Genomic DNA, 21,520 nt, shown 5'->3' with positions numbered 1-21,520 from the left:
GCACGGGGGTGGGGGTCGGCGCTGGCCCGGATCCCGGCGACGCCCAGCAGGTACCCGGCCCCCGCGCCGCACAGGACCCACCGGGCGGGGCCGGCGAGAGGGGCGTCGGCCGTGGACTCGACCACCAGCTGCATGCCCACGCCGAGGGCGGCGATGCCCCCGTAGACGGGCAGGTGCGAGTACACGTAGGCGAGCCCGCGCGTCCCACCCGGGGCGCCCTCCTCCACGAAGTCGAACGTCAGCCACCACAGGCAGAGCACGAGCAGGGCGGCGGCCACGACCGCCGCCCAGAGCGAAGCCCACCGCGCCGGTGGTCCGCACCGTCGGAGCGGACCGAAGGCGACCGCACCGACGGCGAACATGGCCGCGGCCTTCGACAGCCGGTGCACCACGTCGTCGGTGTCGAACCGCTCGGCGTACATGACGAAGTCGACCACGCCACGGCCGCGAACACGCCGGCGAACCACACGGCGCCGAGCAGCGACTGGTCGGCCGCCAGCAGCTCGTTGGTGCGGCTGACGGCGACGACGAACACGAGGTCGAAGAACAGCTCCGTCCACGTCGCCTGGCGCTCCCTGTCGCTGTCCTCGGCCGTGCGCAGCACGGGCGGGCGGACGGCGCCGGTGGTCCCCGACTCGTCGTCCGCGGCGGTCGAATCCGGTTGCTGGACGGTCATCGTCGGGCGCCGCCGCTGGCCGGAGGGGCCGCCGTGCGCGTGCGACGCACCGGGCAGCCGCCGTCGGGAAACGGTCGGCGCCCGGGACGGCCGAGCCGTTTGACCGCCGCCGGCGGCGGGCACGAGTGCCGGTTGTCCCAACGAGGAGGCACGAGATGGACCAGCGAGACGACTCCCGCCGCATCGACGACCGGAATGCCGAGGACCGGGACGACCACCCGGTCGGGACGGGCACGGGGACGGGGGCCGGTGCCACCGCCGGTGCCGTCGCCGGCGCCGCCGTGGCCGGTCCCCCCGGAGCGGTGGTCGGCGGCGTGGTGGGCGGCATCGCCGGCGGTGCGGCCGGCCACGGCGTGGCCGATGCCGTCAACCCGGAGGGCGACGAGGTCTCCGGCGACCGCGTCCCCGACCCGGGGACCGGCGACGAGGACACCATCGGCCGCGACTGACGACCGACGCGGGCCGGCGACGTGCCGGCCCGCCCGATCGCCGCACCGCGGCCGGAGACGGCCCTCGCCCGCCGGGGGCCTCGAGGTTGCGGCACTGGGCGAGCGTCGCCGTCCGTGACCGTCGCGCCGATCGGCCGGGAGCGGCTGCGCCTGGTCGGCCGCCGGCTCCAGTGGGCGACCGTCGCCTGGAACGGCGTCGAGGTCCTCGTCACGATCGGGCTCGGCGTCACCTCGGGCTCCCTGGCGCTGATCGCCTTCGGGCTCGACTCGCTGGTGGAGGTGTTCGCCTCCCTCGTCGTCGTCTGGCACCTCGACGGGGCACCGGGCGAGCCCGACGGGCGCGACCGGCGGGCGCTGCGCCTCGTCGCCGTGGCCTTCGGCGTCCTCGCCGCCTGCCTGATCGTCGCCGGCGCCCGCCAGTTGGTCGCCGGTGACGAGCCCGGCGAGTCCCCGGCCGGCATCGTGTTCCTGGCGGTCACCGCCGCCGTCATGTTCGGGCTGGCGCGCTGGAAGCGACGGGTCGGCACCGCCCTCGCCAGCGCCCCGTTCCGGGCCGAGGCGTCCATCACCTTCCTCGACGGCTGCCTGGCGTCGAGCATCCTCGCCGCGCTGGTGGTGAACGCGGCGTTCGCCTGGTGGTGGGCGGACCCGCTCGCCGCCATGATCATCGGCGGCGTCGCCGCCCACAGCGCCGGCCGGGCGTGGGCCGAGGCGGCCTGACAGGCCCATCCGTTCTGTGGAGCCTCGGCACCGATCCTGCGGTTGGGGGTGTCCACAGAAGGGCGGGTGGCCGGGTCACTCCAGCCGCTCGAGGACCATCCCCCTGGACCGTGGCTCCCTTGCGTCCGGCGTTGCCGGAAAGGTGGCGACACCCGGGCCGGTGAACCAGGGCCATTGGTCCTTTCGCGCCCGCGGACTCGGTGTCCGGTGTGCGCAGCCCCGGACGCCGGGGAAGGACGGATGAGGAGGAGGTCGAACCATGCTCTTCGCCGATCGGGTGGACGCCGGGCGCCGGCTGGCCGCCGAGGTGGAGCACCTCGGCGACGCCGACGTCGTCGTCCTCGGGCTGCCCCGCGGAGGGGTCCCGGTGGGCGCCCAGGTGGCCCACCACCTCGGTGCGCCGCTGGACGTGATCGTGGTGCGCAAGCTGGGCGTGCCGGCGCAGCCGGAGCTGGGCATGGGTGCCATCGGCGAGGACGGCATACGGGTGGTGAACGAATCGGTCGTGCGGGTGGCGGGCGTCTCGCCCGAGGACCTGGCCAGGGTGGAGCAGCGGGAGCGGGCCGAGCTGGAGCGGCGGGCCGAGCGGTTCCGGGGCGACCGGCCGAGGATCCCCGTCGACGGGCGCACGGTGGTCGTCGTCGACGACGGCATCGCCACCGGGTCCACCGCCCGCGCCGCCTGCCAGGTCGCCCGGGCCCAGGGGGCCGCTCGCGTCGTGCTGGCGGTCCCGGTGGCGCCGCCCGGGTGGGCGGCCCGCTTCGAGGGCGACGCCGACGAGCTGGCCTGCGTCGCCAACCCGGAGCCGTTCCACGCCATCGGTCAGTGGTACCGCGACTTCTCGCAGACCACCGACGAGCAGGTCGTCGCCTGCCTGGCCCAGTCGACCCGCCGCTGACCGCCGGCGGGCCCGCCAAACCCCGGCTCAGGCCGCGTCGCGCAGGGCGTCGATCTCCCGCCGGGCGGCCAGCTGGGCGAGCGCCTCGGCCTCCATCTGGCGCACGAGCGGCCCGGGGAGGGCGAGCTCGCGGGCCACGGCCCGGACGCTGAGGGGGACGCCCCGGTCGATGCCGTAGCGCAGCCGCAGGACGGCGCCGTGCTGCTCGGGCAGCGCCGCCAGCGCCGCCTGCAACACCTGGTTGCGCAGGCTGACCGAGATCTCCTCGTCGGGGCCCGGGGCGTCGGCGGGCACGTACTCGCCCATCGTCGTCTCCTCGCCCTCCTGGCCGACCGGCTGGTCGAGGCTCACCACGACGCGTGCCGCGTCGCGCACGGCGAACACCTGGTGCACCGTCAGACCGGTGGCGTCGGCCAGCTCCTCGTCGCTGGGCGAGCGGCCGAGCACCTCCGTCAGCTCGCGGCGGGCGGCGCCGATGGCGCGCTCGCGGTCGGCGACGCCGGCGGGGATGCGGATGGTGCGCGCCTGGTTCTGGACGGCCCGCTGGAGCGCCTGGCGGATCCACCACGTCGCATAGGTGGAGAACTTGAAGCCGCGCCGCCAGTCGAACTTCTCGACGGCCCGCACCAGGCCGAAGATGCCCTCCTGGACCAGGTCGAGCAGGGCGATGTCGTGGCCCTGGTAGCGCTTGGCGATCGACACCACCAGGCGCAGGTTCGCCAGGATCATGCGCTGCCTGGCTCCGGCGTCGCCCGCCTCGACCCACCGCGCCACCTCGATCTCCTCCTCGGCGGTCAGCAGGGGGTGGCGCCCGATCTCGTCGAGGAACTGGCGCAGGCTGTCGGTGGTGAAGTGCACCACCTCGTCGTCGGCACGGGCGGCGCGACCGCGTCGCCGGCCGCAGTCGTCGCTCACCACGACGCCCATTCCGTCCAGGCGCCGGTAGAGCGCGTCGACGCCCTCGTCGTCGAGCGCCAGCGCGTCGATGAGCCTCTCGACCCGCGACAGGGCGACGGTCCCCCGTCTGGCACCGCGGCGAACGAGGTCGGCCATGCGCCGGTCCACATCGCGATCGACGACGGGTGTGGTCATCGATGTATACGTTCGGCCGGTTCGGGGCCGCGCAACAGGTCCGAAGGTCAGAAATCTCTCGGCCGGCCCGCCGGGACGGCCCACCGCAGCGCCGGTGCTACCCGCGCGTCTCCCAGAAGTCCACCACGTCGGCGAGGCTCACGAACGTCTCCTCGCCCGAGCTGTCCAGCCACACCCGCTCGGCGGTGACACCGAGGAGGAACCCGTCGTGGATGCACGACTGGTCCGTCAGCGCCACGCTCACGCGCCGCCCCTGGAGCGCTCGAAGGTCGCCCACCAGCCTGTGTCGCATCTGGCCCCCTTGCACCCACCTGTGCCCGTCCGGGTCAAGTGTGCCCCCGCAACCCCGGGTTGCTCAACCTCCCGACGAATCGGACAGGTCACGCCGGGGCCGGCGACCGTTCCCCGTCCCCCGGTCCGCCGCCCTCCTCGTGGCCCCGGGCGGCACCGACGACGTTCACCACCACGGCGGTCACGGGCACGGCGAGGATGCTCCCGGCCAGGCCGAACAGGGCGCCCGCGGCGGTGATGGCGAGCAGCACGACGACGGGGTGGAGGTTGAGGGCCCGCCCGTACACCAGGGGGGCGAGCAGGTCGTTGTCGAACTGCTGGATGACGACGGCGACCACGGCGACCACCACCGCGGCCTCGACGCCGCCCGTCGCCAACGCCACCAGCACCGCCACCACTCCGGAGACGATGGCACCCACGAAGGGCACGAAGGCGGTGATGAACGTGAGCACGGCCACCGGCGCCGCCAGCCTGGCCCCGACCAGGGCGAGCGTGATCCCGATCGCCACACCCTCGACGAAGCCGAGCAGGGCGGCCCCCCGCAGGTAGCCGCCGACCGTCTCCCAGGCCCGGGCGGCCATCACCCCGGCCACGTCGCGCCGGTCGGCGGGGACCATCCTGCGCCCCCACGCCACGAAGCGGTCGCCGTCCTTGAGCGCGAAGAAGGTGATGATCAGGGCCAGCACCACCCCGAGGACGGCCTCCACCACGGCGATCGCCCCCGAGACCACGGCGCCGCCCGAGGACCCGGCCGCCGCCCGGACGGTGTCCCCCAGGTCGGCGCGGAACCGGGCCACGTCCTCCCGGCTCACGTCGAAGGGGCTGTCCTCGACCAGCCACCGCTCCACGTCGTCCACGGCGTCGCCCAGGGTGGGGCCGAGGTCCCCGGCCTCGTCGGCCACCACGGCCCCGACCACGGAGAACGCCGCCGTCACCAGCGCCAGGAACCCGAGCACCGTGACGGCCGCCGCCAGCCCGGCGGGCCACCGCCGGCGTCGCAGCCACCGGGCGGGCGACCACAGCACGCGGGTGACGAGCAGCGTCAGGACGAGCGGGAAGAGGACCAGGCGCAGGCGCCCGAGCAGGGCCAGGACAGCCACCGCGGCGGCACCCACGACCAGCAGTCGCCAGCTCCAGGCGGCGGCGCGCTCGAGGCCAGCCGGGACGGCCGGGCGGGGACGCCGCTCGGGCGCCGGGCGCGGCTCGTCGTGGTCGATCTCGGTCATGCTGCACCCCTTCCCCGGAAGGCGCGGCCGCCATCGTCCGGCCGCACCTGGCGCGCCGCAGCGACGCCTACGACGGCGGGGCGATGTTGCGGTTCACCCGGAACAGGTTGTCGGGGTCGTACTCCGCCTTCACCTTGCGGAGCCGCTCGAAGTTGTTGCGGTAGGCGGCCTCCGTGCGGTCGGCGTCGTCGTCCGCCAGCTGGAAGTTGACGTAGTTGCCTCCCGTCGAGAAGGGCCGGATCGTCTCCCACGAGCTGCGCACCCAGTCGAGGTGGTCGCCCGACCGCGGGTCCCCGGGCGGCCACGACCCGGCGAAGCCGGTGACGTAGGCGGCGTCGCGGTTGCCCACCGCGCCGTCGTCCTCCGGCCGCTCGTTCAGGGCACCCGCCAAATGGAAGATCATCGACTGAGACATCGGCGACGTCACCTTCTCGGCGGCGGTCCGGAAGGTGTCGAGGAACTCGTCGGGCAGCGACGGGACGAACTCGGTCTTCCAGTAGTAGTGCGGGCCCTTGGGTTGGGTGGCGTCGAGCATCTGCTGCTGGGCCGCGTACGGCTTCTCCATGACGAGGTCGAAGATCGGGTCGCCGAGGGCCCGCACCGGTGCGAGGTCGGTCCCGGCGTCGGCGCCCGTGTAGCAGAGGACCATGGCCACGATCGGCTTCCCGTGCCACTCGGGCGGCACGAACGGGGCGGGCGGAGCGAGACGGACGCTGCACACCGCCGTGAGCTCGCGGGGTGCCGAGCCCGTCAGCTGCCGGTACGCGCGGAGGACCTCGTCGGCCCGGGCGCCCGGCCAGGCGATGAGCCCTCCGGTGACCGTCGGCCCGACGTCGAAGAGCGAGAACGTGAAGCGGGTGGCGATCCCGTAGTTGCCGCCGCCGCCCCGCAGCGCCCAGAACAGCTCCGGCTCGCGGTCGTGGTCGGCCGCGAGGACCTGTCCGTCGGCAGTGACCACCTCCACCTCCCGCAGGGTGTCGACGGTCCAGCCGTACCGGCGGGTGAGGTACCCGAAGCCACCGCCGAGCGTGAGGCCGGCCACGCCCGTCTCGGACACGAAGCCCAGGATGGCGGCCAGGCCGTGCTCCTGGGTCACGGTGTCGACGTCGCGCAGGATGCAGCCGGGACCGACGTGGACGACGCGGCCTTCGACGTCCACGTCCACCTGGCGCATCAGCGACATGTCGAGGGTGAGCCCACCGGGCGCGATGGACGTGCCGGCGATGTTGTGGCCACCGCCCTTCACGCTCGTCAGCAGGCGGTGGCCGGCGGCGAAGCGGACCACGGCGGCGACGTCGGCCGCGCTCGTCGGCCGCACGACGACCGCGGGCACCCGGGCCACCATGCCGTTCCAGATGCGGACGGCGTCGTCCCACCCGTCGTCGCCGGCGCGCAGCACCGGCCCGTCCAGCCCGCCCGCCAACGCGTCCAGGTCCGCAGCCGACAACGAGACCGTCCCGCCGTCCAGACCGGTGACGTCGATCGCCTCCGTGCTCATGGCATCCCTCCCCTGTAGCCCCCCCAGACTGTACCGACGACCGGTCGGCCGGAACAGGCCCACCCGGTCCGGTCCCGCAGGCTCTCGACGAGGATCACGGCGGTGACACGGCGGTGACGGGCTCCGTCGCACGCGAGCGCGCCTCCTCCTCCCCCTCCCTCGTCGTCGCCAGCGCCCCTCCGACCGCCACGGCAGCGACGAGCCCGGCGGCGGCCGCCCCCCGCAGGATCGACGCCCTCGTCGCCGGTTCGCGGAGCATCACGGCGCCGACCAGGGCGCCGCCCGCCAACCCGCCCAGATGGCCGCCGATCGAGATGCCAGGAAGGGCGAACGTCATCAGCACGTTCACCACGACCAGGGTGCCGATGGGCGTGCGCCACACGTTGGCGCCCCTCAGGTGCAGCCCCACGGCGGCCGCGCCGAGGAGCCCGAAGACGGCGCCCGACGCTCCCGCCGTGTGGGCTTCGGGCCGGAGCAGGACGGCGCCGAACGACCCCGACAGCAGGGCAGCGGTGTAGAGGGCGGCCAGGCGGACCCGGCCCAGCACGGGCTCGAGCAGGCCTCCCAGCTGGTGCAGCACCACCATGTTGAGCCCGAGGTGGAGGAGCCCGTAGTGGACGAAGCCCGAGGTGACGAGCCGGTACCAGTCCCCGCCCTCGACGGCCGGCCCGTACAGCGCCAGCCTGCGGTGGATGCTCTCGACGCCACCGAACAGCGACCCCCCGCGGTCGCCTACGGCCGACGCCCCGTCGAGCAGGCCGAGCACGAACACGGTGAGGTTGGCGGCGATCACGAGGTGCGTGACGAAGAGGTTCGTCCGGGCGTTCCAGCGCCGGGCCCGCTCGCGCACCGGCGGCCGAGCCGCCTTCAGGCACTGCCAGCAGTGGGAGCCGACGGGCGCCGGCGTCAGGCAGTCCGCGCACGCAGGGCGGTCGCATCGGGTGCACGACCGCCCCGTCTCACGGTCGGCGTGGTGGAAGCACCGGCCCTCCATGATCGCGACGATACGGGCCGCCCCCGGACGGCGGGGAGCGCCCGACAGCCTCGGCCGGCCCGGGCCGACGTCAACCGCCGTCAATCTCGGTTGACAGCTCGGCGGCGTCAACGTAGGATGACGCCGTGAGCGAGGCGACGGAGCTGGCGGCCGAGGCGGGCAGCCCCGACCCGGTGGTGGGCCTGCGGGCGGTCGCCGCGCTGCGCCGGCTGCTGGACACGCTCGAGGATCTGCAGGTGGCCAACGCCCGGTCGATGGGCTGGTCGTGGCAGGACATCGCCGAGGTCCTCGGCGTCAGCCGCCAGGCGGTGCACAAGAAGCACGCCGGCTCCCGGAGGAGGAGGTAGGCGATCGTGTTCGAGCGGTTCGAAGCCCGGCGCCGTCGTGGTCTCGGCCCGGGACCTCGGCCACCGGCTCGTCGCCGCCCCGTGCCGCACGCCCTTCACGCCCGGGCCCACCAAGGCGCTGGAGCCGGCGCTGCGCCACGCGGTACGGCGGCGGTCCGGCCGGACACCCCGGACCACGTCGTGCTCCGCGTGCTCACCGAATGACGGGGCGGGCCGTGCAGGTCCTCGTCGAGAGCGGCGTGGAGACGAGCCGGCTCCCGGCCCATATCGAGGCGGGCAAGAAGGCAGCCTGACCCCGACACGCCCTCGGCGCGGCTGGCAGCGGGAGCGGCCGGCTGGCCGCCGGGTCAGCTCTTGCAGATGCTCCCCTGGCCCCGCGAGCGGCACCCGTTGGGGGCCGTCGTGGTGGTCGTCGGGTCGGGCCGCGTCGTGGTCGTCGTCGTCGTGGTGGTGGCCGGCGGTCGGGTGGTCGTCGTGGTGGCGGGCGGTACCGCGGTCGTGGGGGCCGCGGTCGGTGGCACAGGCGTCGGCGTGGTCGGCGGCGGCGGCGCAGGCGGCGCAGGCGGCGCTGGCGGCGGCGGCGCCGTGGTCGGCGGCGGCGGTGCAACCGCCGCGGCGGGCGGGCGCCGGGGACCGGCGGTCGTCGACGGCGTGGGACGGGGGGGCACCGTCGCGACGGGCGGGATGGTGAGGTCGGGATCGGTGATGGCCGGCGCCACCGTCTCCGGCACCGGCACCACGACGGGCGCCGGGCGCGGCGGCGGCTCGACCGGGGACGGGCCGGTGCGGCGGGCGGCGGCGGCGATGCGCCGCAGCAGCTCCACGCCGCTCCAGTCCTGCACCTCGAGCCGGCGCAGACCGAGGCGGTCGTCCTGCGGCGTCGCCAGCGGGATCGACTCCTGCTCGTCCTGGTGGAACGCGATCGCGAACCGCCGGTCGACCTCGTCGCGGAGGACCCGACGGACCTCCGGGGAGTTCGTCCGCTCCGCCCCGTAGGCGCCGAAGGGGTAGGCGAACGCCACGGCCCGGCGGTCGGTGTGGTCTTCGATGGCGGTGCTGGAGCTGGCCAGGTCGGCCCGGACCCGGGCCCGGTACTCCTCGAGGGTCTCGCCCTCGTACAGGCTCGTCAGTGCCGGCAGCTTCCCGCCGCCGGCGGCCTCGTGCTCGCGATGCAGCTCGGCGGTGTGGGCCTGGAGGTCCCACCGCCCGGAACGGGCGTAGGACTCGAGCCTGTCCCAGGACGCGTAGTAGATGCCGGGCTCGGAGGCGGCGCCGGTGATGACGAACATGGTCGCCGACATCTCCGCCTCCTTCAGGAGCGGGTCGGCGAACATCATGGCGTCGGTGCGGCCGTCGTCGAACGAGAGCATCACCGCCTTCTCCGGCAGGGGAGCACCCCCGTCGAACGCCGCGGCGACCTCGGCGGCGGTGACCGTCCGCATCCCCGCCGCCTTCAGGGTGGCCAGGTGCTCGGCGAAGCGCCCCGGCGGGATGACGAACCCGCCTTCGCCGTCCGAGGCCGACCCGATCCCGTGGTAGGCGAGCGCCATGACGGCGCCCTCGTAGCGCGGCGCAGCCCTGACCGCGGCGGCCTGCTGCGCGGCGGTCAGGTCGGGCAACGAGGGCGGGGCCAGGGCGACCAGCGCCCGGTCGCGCACCAGGCGGCCCTCGGGCGTCAGGTTCAGGTAGGCGGCGAATGGCAGCGCCGACAGCGGGAGGGCGACCAGGCCGGTCACCAACTGGCGGATCCCGGCGGTGCGCAGCCAGCCGGTGCGGGGCCGGAGGTGCCGCGGCCGACTCATCGCTCGAGGACCGGCGCGTGGTCGGCGGCGGCCGATTCGCCCTCCCGCCGACCGTGCTGGTAGTCGTCGGGCCGGCCGAAGCGGGCCCCCATCGCCTGGGGAGGCCGGCGGACGTCGGGTGGCAGGGCGACCACCAGGCCCTGGTCGATGCGGGCGTGCTCGACGGTCGACGCCCGTGTGCCCCACCTCGTGTCCCGCATGGTGAGGATGCCCCAGTAGGTCTGGAACACCAGGACGCTCATGTAGAGCGCCACGAACGTCATGCCGTGGAACCACAGCCCGTCCTGGCGCTTGAAAGCGTAGAAGAGCGAGTACAGCAGCGCCATGGCGTAGGTGCCGACGACGTAGAACCACAGCCCGCCCGGCTCCCCGCCGAGAAGCCGGCCCGCCACCGCGTGCAGGACGACCCATGGCGCCATGAACGGGAACGCGATGGAGGCGTAGGTGAAGACGGCGGCGGCGGGGTTCTTGCGCCAGAAGTAGCGCAGCACCTGCATGGACTCCCGCAGCCACGACTTCTTCCATCGCAGCTGCTGGCGGAAGAAGACGCGCAGCCGCTCGGGGGCGACCGTCTCCGCGCGAGCCGACGCCTGGTACACCACCCGGTGGCCGGTGAGGATGCGGTTGGTCAGGGCCCGGTCGTCGCCGAAGGTGGCGGGCCGGCCGAGGAACGTCTGGAACTCCCAGCCCTCGAGGAGCGGGAGCACGACCCTGCGCCGGTACGCGGCGCAGCACCCCGACGCGCACGTGACGGTGCCCGACAGCAGGGACTCGGTCCCCTTGATGACCCGGAACGCCGAGAAGTACCGGACCTGCTGCATCTTGGTCAGCCAGTTGACGCCGCTGTTGCGCACGTCGGCGTGACCGACCACGGCCCCCACCCGGCGGTCGGCGAAGGGCTGCACGAGGTTGACGACGGCGTCGGCGTCGAGGTAGGAGTCGGAGTCGACGAACACGAGGATCTCGCCTGTCGCCCGCCGGATCCCCTCCGCCATGGCGCCCCGCTTGCCGTAGTTGCGCCCGAGCGTCACCGCGTACAGCTGTGGCCAGCGCTGCTTGGCCTCCTGGATCCGCTCCCAGGTGCGGTCCGACGACCCGTCGTCGACGGCGATCACCTGGAGGCGGCTGGCCGGGTAGTCCACGGCGAGGCACGAGGCGATCGTCCCGATGATCCCGTCCTCCTCGTTGAACGCGGGGATGATGATCGACACCGTGGGGCGAAAGCCGCGGTCGGGCACGGACCGGTAGAACAGCGCCACGACGAAGCGCCCGAGGACGTACAGGACGACGGCGATGGAGTAGGTCGCGAACAGCGGGTCGCGGGCCAGCGTGGCGAAGGTCAGGTCCTTGGTGAGCCAGACGAACCCGAGGATGACGGCGGCGTAGGCGACGATGGCGAGCTTGAGGGCGCCGCGCAGCACGGCGCGAGCGGCGGCGAGGGCCCGCTGTCCCGCAGAACGGGGGGCCGGGCGTGCGACGTCGGGTTCGCCGGCCGGCGAGCCCGAGGGCAAGGAGCTCGGAGCGTTCGACGCCAGGATGACGACCCTCCTCCGTAGAGGCCACCGTTGGGACCCGGAGTCCATCGGCGTCCGGCGGCCGCCCCTTGAGCGCTGGGGTGGCCCGGCGGCCGGCCGGCCGAATGCGGCCACCGTGCTGGGCGCCCACGGGCCGGCGGCGTCGAGCGAGCGTCCATCGGTCCGGCGTGGTGGAATCGCGCCTGATGGACGTCTCTGCGCTGCTCGTCGAGTTGTACGGCCGCATCCCGCCTCTGGCCCGGGCGGCGGTGGACGGCCTCGACCCCGCCCGCCTGACAGAAGCGCCCGGTGTCGGCGCGAACCCCGTCGGCTGGCTGGTGTGGCACGTCGCCCGGGTGGCCGACGACCACGTCGCCGAGATCCTGGGGGCCGACCAGCTGTGGGTGGGCGGCGACTGGGCGGGGCGGTTCGGCCTCGAGCCCGACCCCGCCAACAACGGTTACGGCCACACGGCCGAGCAGGTGGCGGCGGTCCGGCCGGAGTCCTCGGAGGCGCTCCTCGAGTACCTCGGCGCCGTCCACGAGCGCACCGTCGCCATGCTGGAGGACCTGTCCCCCGCCGACCTCGACCGCATCGTGGACCGCCGCTGGGACCCACCCGTCACCCTCGGCGTGCGCCTGGTGAGCATCGCCGACGACGCCCTCCAGCACGTCGGCCAGGCCGCCTACGTCCGGGGCCTCCTCGGCGCCTGAGGACGGGCGGAGCGCCGCCACGGCCGGCGAGGGGCTCGGCGCCGGCAGCTCCGGTGCCGGTGTTCCGGCGGCAAACTCGGGCGCATAGCGCCCCTTCCTGCCGCCGGAACCGGTCGCCCCGACGGTCAGCGGTCGGCGCAGGGCTCGGCGCCGGGAAGCTCGGGACGGAAGGCGAGCCACCAGAACGTCGCTCCCGAGCGCCAGCGGGCGTCGGCCCGCGCGTCGGCGGCGGCGGACAGGACCCGCTCGGCGTCGTCGCCGGTGAAGCCGAGGCAGCGCCCGCCGAACTGCTCGCGCCCACCGTTGGCCACGTCGGCGAGGGGCCATTCCACCTCGGCGGGCGCCGGCTCGCCCGGCAGCCCGCTCCGGTCCACCTCGGCGTAGGGCCGCACCAGCACCGACACGGCCGTCGCCCGGTACGGCCCGGCGGCGGTGTCGCCCAGGCGCCCGGTCTCGGCCACCAGGTCGAGGAGCCGGCGGCGGGCGTCCAGCTGGGTGGCTGACAGGCCGGGGCCGTCGTCGATGTCGAGCGCGTAGACGTCGGTGCGGTGGGTCCCTTCGCCGTCGACGAGCACGAACGTCGTGGTCGGCGCGTCGGCCACCGGGGGCCGGCCGAGGTCGAGGGACTTCCCGACGCCGGCCGCCTCGGCCGCCTGGACCACGTGGCGGACCTCGTCGGCGCCGACCGAGCCCGTCCGCAGGTTGGGCAGGGCCCGGCCGGGATACTCGAGCGTGGTCGGGCCGGGGACGACGACCCGGCCGTCGGCGTAGATCGTGAACTGCGGGAGGTTGGCGAAGTGGATCTCGGCGGGGACGAACCCCCCGCCGGTCGTGATCTGGAGCACCGCTCCGGCGCCCGCCGGCGGGACGGTCGCCGCCGGCCCGGACGTGGTGGTGGGCCCGGTGCCCGCCCCTTCGTCGCCCGCCTCGACGGTCGTCGGATCGTCGCTGCACCCGGCGAGGACGGCGGCGAGCACGGCGAGGAGGAGGGCGACCGAACGACGCATGATCGTTGGACGGTAGGCGGCGGCACCCGGTTCCCCCCGTCGCTACCGTTGCCGCGTGTCCGGGAACGGCGTCCTCGGCGCACGCGCCCTGAACCGGGCGCTGCTGTCGCGCCAGCTCCTCCTCGATCGGGCCGACCTGGCCGTGCCCGACGCCCTCCGGGCCATGGGCTTCCTCCAGGCCCAGTACGCACCGTCGATGTACGTGGGCCTGTGGTCCCGGCTGGCCGGGCTCCGGCGGGCGGACGTCACGCGGGCCCTCGAGGACCGGACGGCGGTCCAGGGCACGCTGCTGCGGGCCACGATCCACCTGGTGGCGGCCGACGACTGGTGGTTCGCCTCGGCCGCCGTGCGCGCCCATCGCCGCCGCTGGTACCTCCGTGCCCACCGCGGCGGCCCGGAGATGGAGGCCCGGGTCGAGACGGCGGCCGAACGGGTCCGGGATGCACTCGCCGGCGGGCCTCGGCGGCGGCGCGACCTGGTGGCCGGGCTGGGGCTCGAGAGCGCGGTGTGGAACGGCGTGAATTTGTGGCTCGACCTCGTGCGGGTGCCGCCGTCGGGGACGTGGGAGCGGCGCAGCGCCGACCTCTACGCGCTGGCCGAGGATTGGATCGGGCCGCCGCCGCCGGAGGCGACCGACGGCGCCGGCCTCGAGCTGCTCCTGCGCCGTTACCTGGGCGCCTTCGGGCCGGCGCCGCTGCGCGACGCGGCCGACTGGGCGGGCGTGCCCGTCAGGGCGTTCGCCGCCGTGGCCGCCACGATCGAGCTGCGGCGCTTCCGCGACGCCTCGCGCCGCCAGCTGCTGGACCTTCCCGGCGCCCCGCTCCCCGCTCCCGAGACCGAGGCGCCGGTCCGGTTCCTGCCCACCTGGGACGCCGTCCTGCTGGCCCACGCCCGCCGGGCCGAGGTCCTGGCCGACCAGCACCGGCCCTTCCTGTTCTCGACCAGGAGCCCCCAGTCGTCGCCCAGCTTCCTGGTGGACGGGCGGGTGGCGGGGACCTGGCGCTTCGACGGCGACACCGTCCGCACCGAACCGTTCGAGCCGCTGCCGAGGGGCGTCCGGCGCCGGGTCGACGACGAGGCCGAGCGGGTCGCCGCCTTCCACCGCTGACCCCCGAGCGAGTCGCTGCCGGGGCGGCCCTGCGGCCGATCAGATGTCAGGCGCCGGGGGACCAGGTCACGATCCCGTGCCCGCGTGGTCGGCCATCGCCTTGCGCACCTCGTCCATGTCGACGGAGCGCACCTGCTCGACCAGGTCCTCGAGGGCGGCGGCCGGCACGGCGCCGGGCTGGGAGAACAGCAGCACCTGCTCTCGGAAGACCATCAGCGTCGGGATCGACCGGATGCCGGCCGAGCTGGACAGCGCCGGATTGGCGTCGGTGTCGACCTTGGCGAACACGAGGTCGGGATTCTGCTCGGCGACGTGCTCGAAGACCGGGGCGAACACACGGCACGGCCCGCACCACTCCGCCCACCAGTCGACGAAGACGATCTCGTTCTCGGCGAGGACGTCGGCGAACGTCGACTCGGTCAGCTCGGTGACTGCCACGGGGCCTCCTGTGGGGGAGATTGCGTCACTGTGGGAACGTCGATACCCGGCAGGGTATTCCGGCGCCACGGTTCAGGGCCGGGTTCACGGCTTGCGGGCCGGATGGGTCCGGGCTCTCCGGTCCGAGTGGAGGATCGATGCCATGAGGGCGATGCCGCCACCGGCGGCCGCCAGGAAGCAGATGATCGCCACGGCGGGGTACCCGAGCAGCGTGGAGTCGGTCTCCACGCGCATCAGCATGGCCGCACCGAGGACGAGGGAGGCGAGAAGCATCCCCATGGTGAGCCGGTTGGCGAGCTTCTGGAACCCGCGCATCAGCTCGGCCTCGTCGATGGCGTGGACCTTCAGCTCGAAGTTGCCGTCGGCGACGGCGTCCATGACCTTGTTGACCCGCCCCGGCAGCTGCTCGACGAAGTCACGGGCCTCGAGGAGCGACGAGAACATGCTCCCCGACGAGGTCCGCATCTCGCTCTGCATGATCTCGTTGGTGTGCTCCTCGATGGCCTCCATGGGCTCGAACGCGGGATCGAGCGTGTGGGCGACCTGGTCGAGGTTGAGCAGGGCCTTGCCCAGCATCGACAGCTCCGGAGGCAATCGCAGCCCGTTGTCGCCCGAGATGCGCATCAGCTCCATGACGAGCGAGCCCGTGTCGATCTGGTCGATGCTGAGGCCCTCGGCGTTCTCGACCAGCTCCGTGGCCCGGGAGCAGAAGCCCTCCGGGTCGAACCAGTCGAGCGGGCGGCCCAGGGCGATGGCCGCCTCGGCCACTCCCTTGCCGTTCCCGTCGCTCATGGCCAGGAGCAGCTTCACCAGCTGGTGCCGCATGGTGCGCGGCACCCGGGCGACCATCCCCACGTCCACCAGGGCCAGCCGGCCGTCCGTGGTGAGGAGGACGTTGCCGGGATGGGGGTCGGCGTGGAAGAACCCCTCGACCAGGATCTGGTCGAGGTACGCCTGGAACAGCTGCTCGGCCAGCACCGAGCCGTCCATCTCCATGCGGGCGAGCGGCCCCAGCTCGGTGACCTTGCGCCCGGGCACGTACTCCATCGTCAGGACGACCGACGTGGTGTAGTCGTCCACCGGCTCGGGCACCACCAGGCGGTCGTAGGTGCGCAGGATGCGCCCCAGCGTGGTGAGGTTGGCGGCCTCCCGCCGGTAGTCCAGCTCCCGGCTCAGCGAGCGGCGGAACTGCTGGAGCAGGTCCGAGAAGCCGTAGCGCTGGCCGGCGGAGAGGTGGGCGTCGGCGAAGGTGGCGACCTCGGACAGCGCCTCCATGTCGGCCGCGATCCGCTCCCGGATCCCCGGCCGCTGGACCTTGACCACCACCTCGCGCCCGTCGCGCATCCGGGCCCGGTGCACCTGGCCGAGCGAGGCCGAGGCCAGCGGCTCGTGGTCGAAGAAGGAGAAGCCCTTCGAGATGCGGAACCCGAGCTCGGACGAGACGATCCGCTCGACGTCCTCGTACGGGAAGGGCTCGACCGAGTCCTGGAGCCGGGTCAGTGCGGCGGCGTACGCCGGGGGGATCAGGTCGGCCCGGGTGGACAGCAGCTGGCCGAGCTTGATGTACGTGGGCCCGAGCGCCTCGAGGTCCTCGGCCAGCTCCTCGGCCCGGGCGGGCGGCTGTCCGTCGGCCGAACCGTCCGTCTCGGCGAGGTCGTCGAGGCCGGCCTCGCGCACGAGGTCCGATCGGCCGTACTTGACCAGGAGCCGGACGATGTCCCGGTACCGCCCCACGTGTTGGGGGCGCAATGAGAGCGCCACGCCCCTCGTGTACCCGGCGCCGGCCGGGTCAACCCCCGGCGGACCGGCCTCGGCGGGCCCGATCCGGCGCCGCGCCGGGCGGGCCGGGGCGGCGGGTGTGGCGGAGCGCCCAGGCGACGAGGGGCGCCTGGAGGGGCAGGCGCAACCACAGGGCCACCGTCACGGGGGTCGTCGGCGCACCGGCGTCGACCGCCATCTGGACGTTCCCGGGGAACACGACGACGAGCGTGGCGGCGGCGGCCCACGCCCCGGCCCGCCGTGTCGCCGCCGGCACGAGGGCGGCTCCGGAGGCGATCTCGGCGAGGCCGGTGGCGACCACCCACGCCCGGGGCGAGCCGAGCCAGCGCGGCACCAGGCGCTCGAAGGGCGCCGGCGTCACGAGGTGCAACGTCCCCATCCCCGCCAGGAGGACGGCCAGGGCACGGGCGCTCACCTCCGAGGGAGTCACCCCCGTCCTACGGCACGGGTCGGCGTCGCGTATCACCGCCACCCGGCGGCGGGTGGCCGGCGCTCGTACCGTTCGGGCCTGTTCCCCTTCGAGGGCGTCGCTCACGACCGCCGATGAGTTCGCGCCATGCCGCCCGTCGAAGCGGTGACGGGTTCACGAGACCACACGAGGGAGAGCACATGCCGACACGAGACACCGCCCCCATCGGTGCGCCCTGCTGGGTCGATCTCGCCAGCTCGGACGTCGAGCGCAGTCGTGCCTTCTACTGCGAGCTGTTCGGCTGGGAGGCCGAGGAGCCGGCGCCGGAGTTCGGCGGCTACTTCAACTTCACCCGCAACGGCGTTCGGGTGGCGGGCGGCATGGCCGCCCAGCCGGGGATGGGCGTGCAGGACGTCTGGAGCGTGTACCTCGCCACCGACGACGCCCGCAAGACGCTCGAGGCGGCCACGGCCAACGGCGGCACCGTGCAGGTCGACGCCATGGAGGTCGGCGACCTGGGCACGATGGCCGGGGTGACCGACGCCGGCGGAGCCTTCGTCGGCATCTGGCAGCCGAACCGGTACCAGGGTTTCGGTGTCCTGGCCGAGACGGGCGCGCCCGCCTGGTTCGAGCTGCACACGCGCGACTACGACAGGTCCGTCGCCTTCTACCGTGACGTTTTCCACTGGGACACCGCCACCCTCAGCGACACCGAGGAGATGCGGTACACCACGCTCGGGTCGGGTGACGCCGCCACGGCCGGGATCTTCGACGCCACCGCGTTCCTGCCGGAGGGAGTCCCCGCCCACTGGTCCGTCTACTTCGGCGTGGACGACACGGACGCCGCCCTGGCCAGGATCGAGCAGCTCGGCGGCACCACCGTCGAGGCGGCCATGGACACGCCGTACGGCCGCCTGGCGGCCGCCACCGACCCTCTCGGCGCCCGGTTCAAGCTCGTCGCGCCCAACGAGCAGATGCCCGCCAAGTGAGGTGGAGGCTCGGTGGGCGTTCGCCCGCCGGCCGCCGCCGACGCCTGTCGCTCACGGTGTGGGGACGTCGAAGCTGACGTCGGGCGGGTCGGGGACCACGACCTGGGTCGGCTGCGGCAGGCGGTCCGGGTCGGTCTGGCGGAGCATGTCGAACGCGTACCACGCCACCGCCGCCAGCAGGCCGATCACGACGAGCGCTTTGAACACGCCCGGAGGGTACGGCATGGCGGGGCTTTCGCCACCGCGGCCGCCGGCCTGACGTCAGTCGACCAGGGCGTCCTCGTCGTGGCGGGCGGCCGAGCGCCGGCCGAGGTAGGCCAGCCCGGCGATCAGGACGACGCCGACACCGACGTCGACCACCGCGAGCACCCGTCGTTCCCCGTGCTCCTCGCAGGGGCGGCCGTCGAGCGGCAGGTCGGACGGGGGCGTCCGCTCGGTGACGGTGTTCGAGCCGAGCGGCGCGCCGCACACGAAGGTCCGGGACTGGGCCGAAGCTCCGACCGGCGTCACCACCGGGACCGTCTCGGTCCACGACCGGTTCGCCCACATGACGACGGCAACCAGCCAGGCAACCACGCCGAGGATCGCCACCCGCTGCCACCGCACCACGTCGGCGACCCTAGCGCCGCGAGCAGCACCAGCGGCTCGCCATCGGGGCCGAGCAGCGCTGCCACCGCACCACGCCGGCGACCCTAGTGCCGCACGTGGCCGGCTACGGCGGCGGTCGCCGGCCGGCGTCACCGCCCGGGTCGCCTCGTCGACGCGGCGCTACGTCTGGAACCGCAGCGTCTCGGCCGACTCCGACGAGGCGTGCCACGCCAGCAGGCGGGCGGTTCGCGGTGCCCCTTCGCGGGCGGCCGTCAGGTGGACGAAGGTGGGGCGGATCGTGCGCAGCGTCTCCGCCGCCGGTGGGGCCAGGCACGCCCACGTGCCGGTGTTCAGGTACTGCGGCGCGCCGGGCCCGAAGCGGAGCGGGAGGTGCTGGGCGGCGTGGGTGTGCCCGAAGACGTACGCCGGCACCGCCCTGCCCTCGGCCGCCAGCAGCGCGTCGATCCGCGCCGCCGCCCGCTGGAGGTACATCACGTGCCGGCCGGTGGGTGACAGCGGCAGGCCCTTGCGCACGAACGACAGCGAGCCGGCTGCCGCCCCTCCCATGATGACGCTGCGCATGCTGCCGCGCCGGATGGCCAGGTAGGCCAGTGACAACAGCGCCACCGCCGGGCCCGAGCGGCGGGTGTTGATCTTCACCGCCTCCTTCGCCAGCAGCGCGATGGGGCTCTCCGACGCCGACGACATCTCGTCGATGGTGGCGACCGCCGCCGGCGACAGGCCGATCTCCTCGGCGTAGGGCTCCAGCGCGCCCTCCCTGTACGCCGCCCGCCGCGCCGCCCATCGCGGGCCGGAGATCGAGCGGGCGTGGTGGACCAGATCGGTGAACAGGCGCGCCTGGCGCACGAGGGCGCCCACGGCCGGCCCGGGCTCGCGACGGGCCGCCAGCCGGTAGTAGCGCAGCGGCGAGCTGACATGGTCCGGGCACGGGTCGATGTCGTAGACGAGGCGCTCGACGGCCTCGAACAGGTAGGTCCCGATGGGGCGCTCCAACGGCCCGGGCGCCCCCTCGGCGTAGGGGTGGAGGACGGTGCTGAAGCAGTTGAACCCGTCGTGCTGGCTCCCGTGCTCGGCATAGACGACGCCCGGCAGGTAGTAGATCCACGGATGGAAGCGCACGTGGTCGGTCGCCGCCGCGCCGGCGCCGGCGTCGGCCAGCACGCGCCGCACGCGCTCTTGGAGCGCCGGGCGGACCAGCTCCGCATCATGGTTGCCGAGCACGATCTCCACCGGGAACCCGGCGGCGAGGAACCGGGCCAGGCCCCGGAACACGTCGCCGTGGTGCTCGACGATGCGGTCGAGCGTCGCCAGGGCGACCTCCTCGGTCGGCGCCCCGCCGTCGGGATGGGTGACCAGCTCGCAGCGCAGGAAGTCCAGGAAGTCACCCAGGATCACCAGTCGCCATCGGCGGCCCTCGCGGTCCGATCGGACGATCAGCGAGTCGAGGAAGCGGCACAGCTCGGCGTCGTGGAAGAACGTCTCGACGCAATGGAGGGCGCCGGGACCGAGGTGGAGGTCGCTGATGAGGACGACGTCCTCCGCGGTGTGGTCGATCATCGACGCCGGCCGGCCGCGGTCGTCACACGGGCGGGCGGGACCGGGCCGGCGATCACGGCCGAGCCCTACCCACGCACCGTCGGTTCGATACGCCGGCCCGGGCGGGACCCGCCCCACCGGGAACGATCACATGGCCCCGACCCTGCCTCGCCCGGCTCCGCCCTCCGGCGATGCCAACATGGCGGGATGACTCGCTTCAAGAAGGGTGACAAGGTCATCATCACCGAGGGCGACTTCGACGGCCGGTGGGGCGTCATCGTCGACAAGGACATCATCGGTGACGAGCTCACCGTCGCGCTGGGCGAGAACGGTCGGGAGATCCGGACGCACGAAGCGCACGTGAACAAGGTCGAGGACGACTGACCAGCGACGGGCGACGGGCCGCACCCGTCGCGGCTCACCGACGGGCGTCGATCCGGCGGCCGACCAACGGAGGCGTCGCCGTGACTACGGCCTCGGGGCCTCGCCGGGGCGCTCGGGCGCGTCGGGCGCGTCGGGCGCGTCCGGCGCGTCGGATGCGTCGGGCCCCGCCGCCGGGCGGTCCTTCGTCTTGTCCAGCTTCTCGACCAGCTCGTCCACCTTCTGGAGCTTGTCGTGGTACCTGCCCTTGGTCTTCTTGTCCACCAGATCGGTGGCCCTGTCGATGCCGGAGGCGATCTTGTCGCCCTTCGTGCCGACGACCGCCTTCGCCTTCTTGGCGAGCTTCCCGAGATCCATCGTGGCCTCCTGTCAGGATGAGATGCCTCCATGGTGATGCAGGCCGGGCGACTACGGGGCGCAGGGGCGGACGATCATCGTCGCCCGCCGGCGGTGGCGCCCACGGCCCGGCAACCTCCGGGCGGCGCTCGCCCTCGCCGGCTCGGGAGGCGTGGAGGGCCCGTCGTCCTCCTCGGGCGCGCCACGCACCATGCCCGGTGGGCCACGAAGACCGACACCACGGCCGACGACGCCTTCCGCTCCGTCGGCGGCTCGGCCGTCCCGCCGGAGCCACCGCGGGCGGGCGACCGGCCGTGACGGCCGTGGCCGAGGTGCGTTCCCACGTCGGCGTGGACGGCGGCGTCATCGGATGGCACTTCGACGCCGGCGCCCGGGGCAGGTGCCGTCAGAGGCGACGGGCGCCGGCAACGTTCACCGCGACCTCGTGCCCGGCATCCGGCGCGCCCTCGGCGAGGGCGTCCCAGTCGTCGTCACCACCCGCTGCGCCACCGGCTCCGTGTCGCCCACCTACGGCGGGCCCGGCGGCGGCCACGAGGTCGCCGCCCTCGGGTGCATCCTCGGCGGCGACCTGAGCCCCCACAAGGCGCGGCTCGCCCTCTGGGTCGCCCTCGGTCAGGCGACCGAGCTCGACGGCGTCCGTCGGTGGTCCGGGGCGTTCCTCCGGTGACGGGCGACCGGGCTGGTCGA

The 21,520-nt window shown here is 74.2% G+C and carries 25 protein-coding genes; 9 read left to right on the top strand and 16 right to left on the bottom strand.

The window, feature by feature from the left end; all coding sequences use genetic code 11:
* Positions 1–437: low temperature requirement protein A (locus VM242_03870; protein HVM04291.1), on the bottom strand; the 437-nt coding region annotated here is incomplete at its 3' end.
* A gap of 394 nt (positions 438–831) precedes the next feature.
* Here VM242_03870 and VM242_03865 point away from each other — a divergent pair.
* From VM242_03865 to VM242_03855, 3 genes are all read left to right on the top strand, one after another.
* Positions 832–1,125 (top strand): hypothetical protein, encoded by a 294-nt coding sequence (locus tag VM242_03865; protein ID HVM04290.1) that lies wholly within the window; start codon positions 832–834, stop codon positions 1,123–1,125.
* 114 nt (positions 1,126–1,239) lie between these two features.
* Entirely contained in the window at positions 1,240–1,845 is a 606-nt protein-coding gene (locus VM242_03860; GenBank protein ID HVM04289.1) for a cation transporter, read from the top strand.
* Between the two features lie 259 nt (positions 1,846–2,104).
* A complete protein-coding gene (locus VM242_03855) occupies positions 2,105–2,743 on the top strand; it encodes a phosphoribosyltransferase (GenBank protein ID HVM04288.1) in 639 nt (212 codons plus the stop codon).
* A gap of 27 nt (positions 2,744–2,770) precedes the next feature.
* On the opposite strand, the gene VM242_03850 is transcribed toward VM242_03855, so the two are convergent.
* From VM242_03850 to VM242_03830, 5 genes are all read right to left on the bottom strand, one after another.
* Positions 2,771–3,835, bottom strand: coding sequence for a sigma-70 family RNA polymerase sigma factor (locus tag VM242_03850; protein ID HVM04287.1), 1,065 nt, complete (start codon positions 3,833–3,835; stop codon positions 2,771–2,773).
* A 97-nt stretch (positions 3,836–3,932) separates the two neighbouring features.
* On the bottom strand, positions 3,933–4,127 hold the full coding sequence (locus VM242_03845) for a hypothetical protein (protein ID HVM04286.1): 195 nt from the start codon (positions 4,125–4,127) through the stop codon (positions 3,933–3,935).
* Positions 4,128–4,215: 88 nt separating this feature from the next.
* The gene (locus VM242_03840; GenBank protein HVM04285.1) at positions 4,216–5,352 is read right to left on the bottom strand and encodes an AI-2E family transporter; all 1,137 of its coding nucleotides are present in this window, start codon (positions 5,350–5,352) and stop codon (positions 4,216–4,218) included.
* 67 nt (positions 5,353–5,419) lie between these two features.
* Positions 5,420–6,850 (bottom strand): FAD-binding oxidoreductase, encoded by a 1,431-nt coding sequence (locus VM242_03835; protein ID HVM04284.1) that lies wholly within the window; start codon positions 6,848–6,850, stop codon positions 5,420–5,422.
* A 94-nt stretch (positions 6,851–6,944) separates the two neighbouring features.
* A complete protein-coding gene (locus VM242_03830) occupies positions 6,945–7,844 on the bottom strand; it encodes a rhomboid family intramembrane serine protease (protein HVM04283.1) in 900 nt (299 codons plus the stop codon).
* A 125-nt stretch (positions 7,845–7,969) separates the two neighbouring features.
* On the opposite strand from VM242_03830, the gene VM242_03825 reads away from it, so the two are divergent.
* A complete protein-coding gene (locus VM242_03825; GenBank protein ID HVM04282.1) occupies positions 7,970–8,191 on the top strand; it encodes a hypothetical protein in 222 nt (73 codons plus the stop codon).
* Positions 8,192–8,538: 347 nt separating this feature from the next.
* On the opposite strand, the gene VM242_03820 is transcribed toward VM242_03825, so the two are convergent.
* Both VM242_03820 and VM242_03815 read right to left on the bottom strand, forming a co-directional pair.
* Positions 8,539–9,993 (bottom strand): polysaccharide deacetylase family protein, encoded by a 1,455-nt coding sequence (locus VM242_03820; protein ID HVM04281.1) that lies wholly within the window; start codon positions 9,991–9,993, stop codon positions 8,539–8,541.
* Entirely contained in the window at positions 9,990–11,414 is a 1,425-nt protein-coding gene (locus VM242_03815; protein HVM04280.1) for a glycosyltransferase, read from the bottom strand. Before VM242_03815 ends, VM242_03820 begins: the two co-directional genes overlap by 4 nt.
* Before the next feature lie 299 nt (positions 11,415–11,713).
* On the opposite strand from VM242_03815, the gene VM242_03810 reads away from it, so the two are divergent.
* A complete protein-coding gene (locus VM242_03810; GenBank protein ID HVM04279.1) occupies positions 11,714–12,220 on the top strand; it encodes a DinB family protein in 507 nt (168 codons plus the stop codon).
* Positions 12,221–12,345: 125 nt separating this feature from the next.
* Here VM242_03810 and VM242_03805 read toward each other — a convergent pair whose 3' ends face one another.
* Positions 12,346–13,227, bottom strand: coding sequence for a hypothetical protein (locus VM242_03805; protein HVM04278.1), 882 nt, complete (start codon positions 13,225–13,227; stop codon positions 12,346–12,348).
* 55 nt (positions 13,228–13,282) lie between these two features.
* On the opposite strand from VM242_03805, the gene VM242_03800 reads away from it, so the two are divergent.
* Positions 13,283–14,335 carry a winged helix DNA-binding domain-containing protein gene (locus VM242_03800; GenBank protein HVM04277.1) on the top strand — a complete coding sequence of 351 codons (1,053 nt, stop codon included), beginning with the start codon at positions 13,283–13,285 and terminating at the stop codon, positions 14,333–14,335.
* 66 nt (positions 14,336–14,401) lie between these two features.
* Here VM242_03800 and trxA read toward each other — a convergent pair whose 3' ends face one another.
* The 3 genes from trxA to VM242_03785 all read right to left on the bottom strand — a co-directional run bounded on the left by trxA (position 14,402) and on the right by VM242_03785 (position 16,967).
* Positions 14,402–14,773, bottom strand: a complete 372-nt coding sequence (trxA, locus tag VM242_03795; GenBank protein ID HVM04276.1) for a thioredoxin — start codon at positions 14,771–14,773, stop codon at positions 14,402–14,404.
* An 84-nt stretch (positions 14,774–14,857) separates the two neighbouring features.
* Complete coding sequence (locus tag VM242_03790) at positions 14,858–16,534, bottom strand: AarF/UbiB family protein (GenBank protein ID HVM04275.1); 1,677 nt, start codon at positions 16,532–16,534, stop codon at positions 14,858–14,860.
* Positions 16,535–16,562: 28 nt separating this feature from the next.
* Positions 16,563–16,967 carry a hypothetical protein gene (locus tag VM242_03785; GenBank protein ID HVM04274.1) on the bottom strand — a complete coding sequence of 135 codons (405 nt, stop codon included), beginning with the start codon at positions 16,965–16,967 and terminating at the stop codon, positions 16,563–16,565.
* A 194-nt stretch (positions 16,968–17,161) separates the two neighbouring features.
* On the opposite strand from VM242_03785, the gene VM242_03780 reads away from it, so the two are divergent.
* Positions 17,162–17,950 carry a VOC family protein gene (locus tag VM242_03780; protein HVM04273.1) on the top strand — a complete coding sequence of 263 codons (789 nt, stop codon included), beginning with the start codon at positions 17,162–17,164 and terminating at the stop codon, positions 17,948–17,950.
* A 51-nt stretch (positions 17,951–18,001) separates the two neighbouring features.
* Here VM242_03780 and VM242_03775 read toward each other — a convergent pair whose 3' ends face one another.
* The 3 genes from VM242_03775 to VM242_03765 all read right to left on the bottom strand — a co-directional run bounded on the left by VM242_03775 (position 18,002) and on the right by VM242_03765 (position 20,116).
* Positions 18,002–18,157 carry a hypothetical protein gene (locus VM242_03775; protein HVM04272.1) on the bottom strand — a complete coding sequence of 52 codons (156 nt, stop codon included), beginning with the start codon at positions 18,155–18,157 and terminating at the stop codon, positions 18,002–18,004.
* Between the two features lie 54 nt (positions 18,158–18,211).
* Positions 18,212–18,559 (bottom strand): hypothetical protein, encoded by a 348-nt coding sequence (locus tag VM242_03770; GenBank protein HVM04271.1) that lies wholly within the window; start codon positions 18,557–18,559, stop codon positions 18,212–18,214.
* 159 nt (positions 18,560–18,718) lie between these two features.
* The gene (locus tag VM242_03765; protein ID HVM04270.1) at positions 18,719–20,116 is read right to left on the bottom strand and encodes a hypothetical protein; all 1,398 of its coding nucleotides are present in this window, start codon (positions 20,114–20,116) and stop codon (positions 18,719–18,721) included.
* A 186-nt stretch (positions 20,117–20,302) separates the two neighbouring features.
* Here VM242_03765 and VM242_03760 point away from each other — a divergent pair, with 186 nt between their 5' ends.
* The gene (locus tag VM242_03760) at positions 20,303–20,479 is read left to right on the top strand and encodes a KOW motif-containing protein (protein ID HVM04269.1); all 177 of its coding nucleotides are present in this window, start codon (positions 20,303–20,305) and stop codon (positions 20,477–20,479) included.
* Positions 20,480–20,563: 84 nt separating this feature from the next.
* On the opposite strand, the gene VM242_03755 is transcribed toward VM242_03760, so the two are convergent.
* Positions 20,564–20,833 (bottom strand): antitoxin, encoded by a 270-nt coding sequence (locus VM242_03755; GenBank protein ID HVM04268.1) that lies wholly within the window; start codon positions 20,831–20,833, stop codon positions 20,564–20,566.
* A gap of 349 nt (positions 20,834–21,182) precedes the next feature.
* Between VM242_03755 and VM242_03750 the strand changes: the two genes are divergently transcribed.
* On the top strand, positions 21,183–21,500 hold the full coding sequence (locus tag VM242_03750; GenBank protein ID HVM04267.1) for a hypothetical protein: 318 nt from the start codon (positions 21,183–21,185) through the stop codon (positions 21,498–21,500).
* Positions 21,501–21,520: the final 20 nt, after the last annotated feature.

Source organism: Acidimicrobiales bacterium, assembly GCA_035540975.1.
GTDB lineage: Bacteria > Actinomycetota > Acidimicrobiia > Acidimicrobiales.
Note: the sequence above shows the minus strand (reverse complement) of the source record. Positions and strands in the feature narration are given on the sequence as shown.

Excerpts from the sequence above, each read along its gene's own strand:
- VM242_03840 (HVM04285.1), bottom strand. The coding sequence starts at position 5,352 with ATGACCGAGATCGACCACGACGAGCCGCGCCCGGCGCCCGAGCGGCGT.
- VM242_03760 (HVM04269.1), top strand. The coding sequence starts at position 20,303 with ATGACTCGCTTCAAGAAGGGTGACAAGGTCATCATCACCGAGGGCGAC.
- VM242_03810 (HVM04279.1), top strand. The coding sequence starts at position 11,714 with ATGGACGTCTCTGCGCTGCTCGTCGAGTTGTACGGCCGCATCCCGCCT.
- VM242_03765 (HVM04270.1), bottom strand. The coding sequence starts at position 20,116 with ATGATCGACCACACCGCGGAGGACGTCGTCCTCATCAGCGACCTCCAC.
- VM242_03830 (HVM04283.1), bottom strand. The coding sequence starts at position 7,844 with ATGGAGGGCCGGTGCTTCCACCACGCCGACCGTGAGACGGGGCGGTCG.
- VM242_03845 (HVM04286.1), bottom strand. The coding sequence starts at position 4,127 with ATGCGACACAGGCTGGTGGGCGACCTTCGAGCGCTCCAGGGGCGGCGC.
- VM242_03755 (HVM04268.1), bottom strand. The coding sequence starts at position 20,833 with ATGGATCTCGGGAAGCTCGCCAAGAAGGCGAAGGCGGTCGTCGGCACG.
- VM242_03820 (HVM04281.1), bottom strand. The coding sequence starts at position 9,993 with ATGAGTCGGCCGCGGCACCTCCGGCCCCGCACCGGCTGGCTGCGCACC.
- VM242_03750 (HVM04267.1), top strand. The coding sequence starts at position 21,183 with ATGGCACTTCGACGCCGGCGCCCGGGGCAGGTGCCGTCAGAGGCGACG.
- VM242_03835 (HVM04284.1), bottom strand. The coding sequence starts at position 6,850 with ATGAGCACGGAGGCGATCGACGTCACCGGTCTGGACGGCGGGACGGTC.
- VM242_03855 (HVM04288.1), top strand. The coding sequence starts at position 2,105 with ATGCTCTTCGCCGATCGGGTGGACGCCGGGCGCCGGCTGGCCGCCGAG.
- VM242_03850 (HVM04287.1), bottom strand. The coding sequence starts at position 3,835 with ATGACCACACCCGTCGTCGATCGCGATGTGGACCGGCGCATGGCCGAC.
- VM242_03805 (HVM04278.1), bottom strand. The coding sequence starts at position 13,227 with ATGCGTCGTTCGGTCGCCCTCCTCCTCGCCGTGCTCGCCGCCGTCCTC.
- VM242_03780 (HVM04273.1), top strand. The coding sequence starts at position 17,162 with ATGCCGACACGAGACACCGCCCCCATCGGTGCGCCCTGCTGGGTCGAT.
- VM242_03865 (HVM04290.1), top strand. The coding sequence starts at position 832 with ATGGACCAGCGAGACGACTCCCGCCGCATCGACGACCGGAATGCCGAG.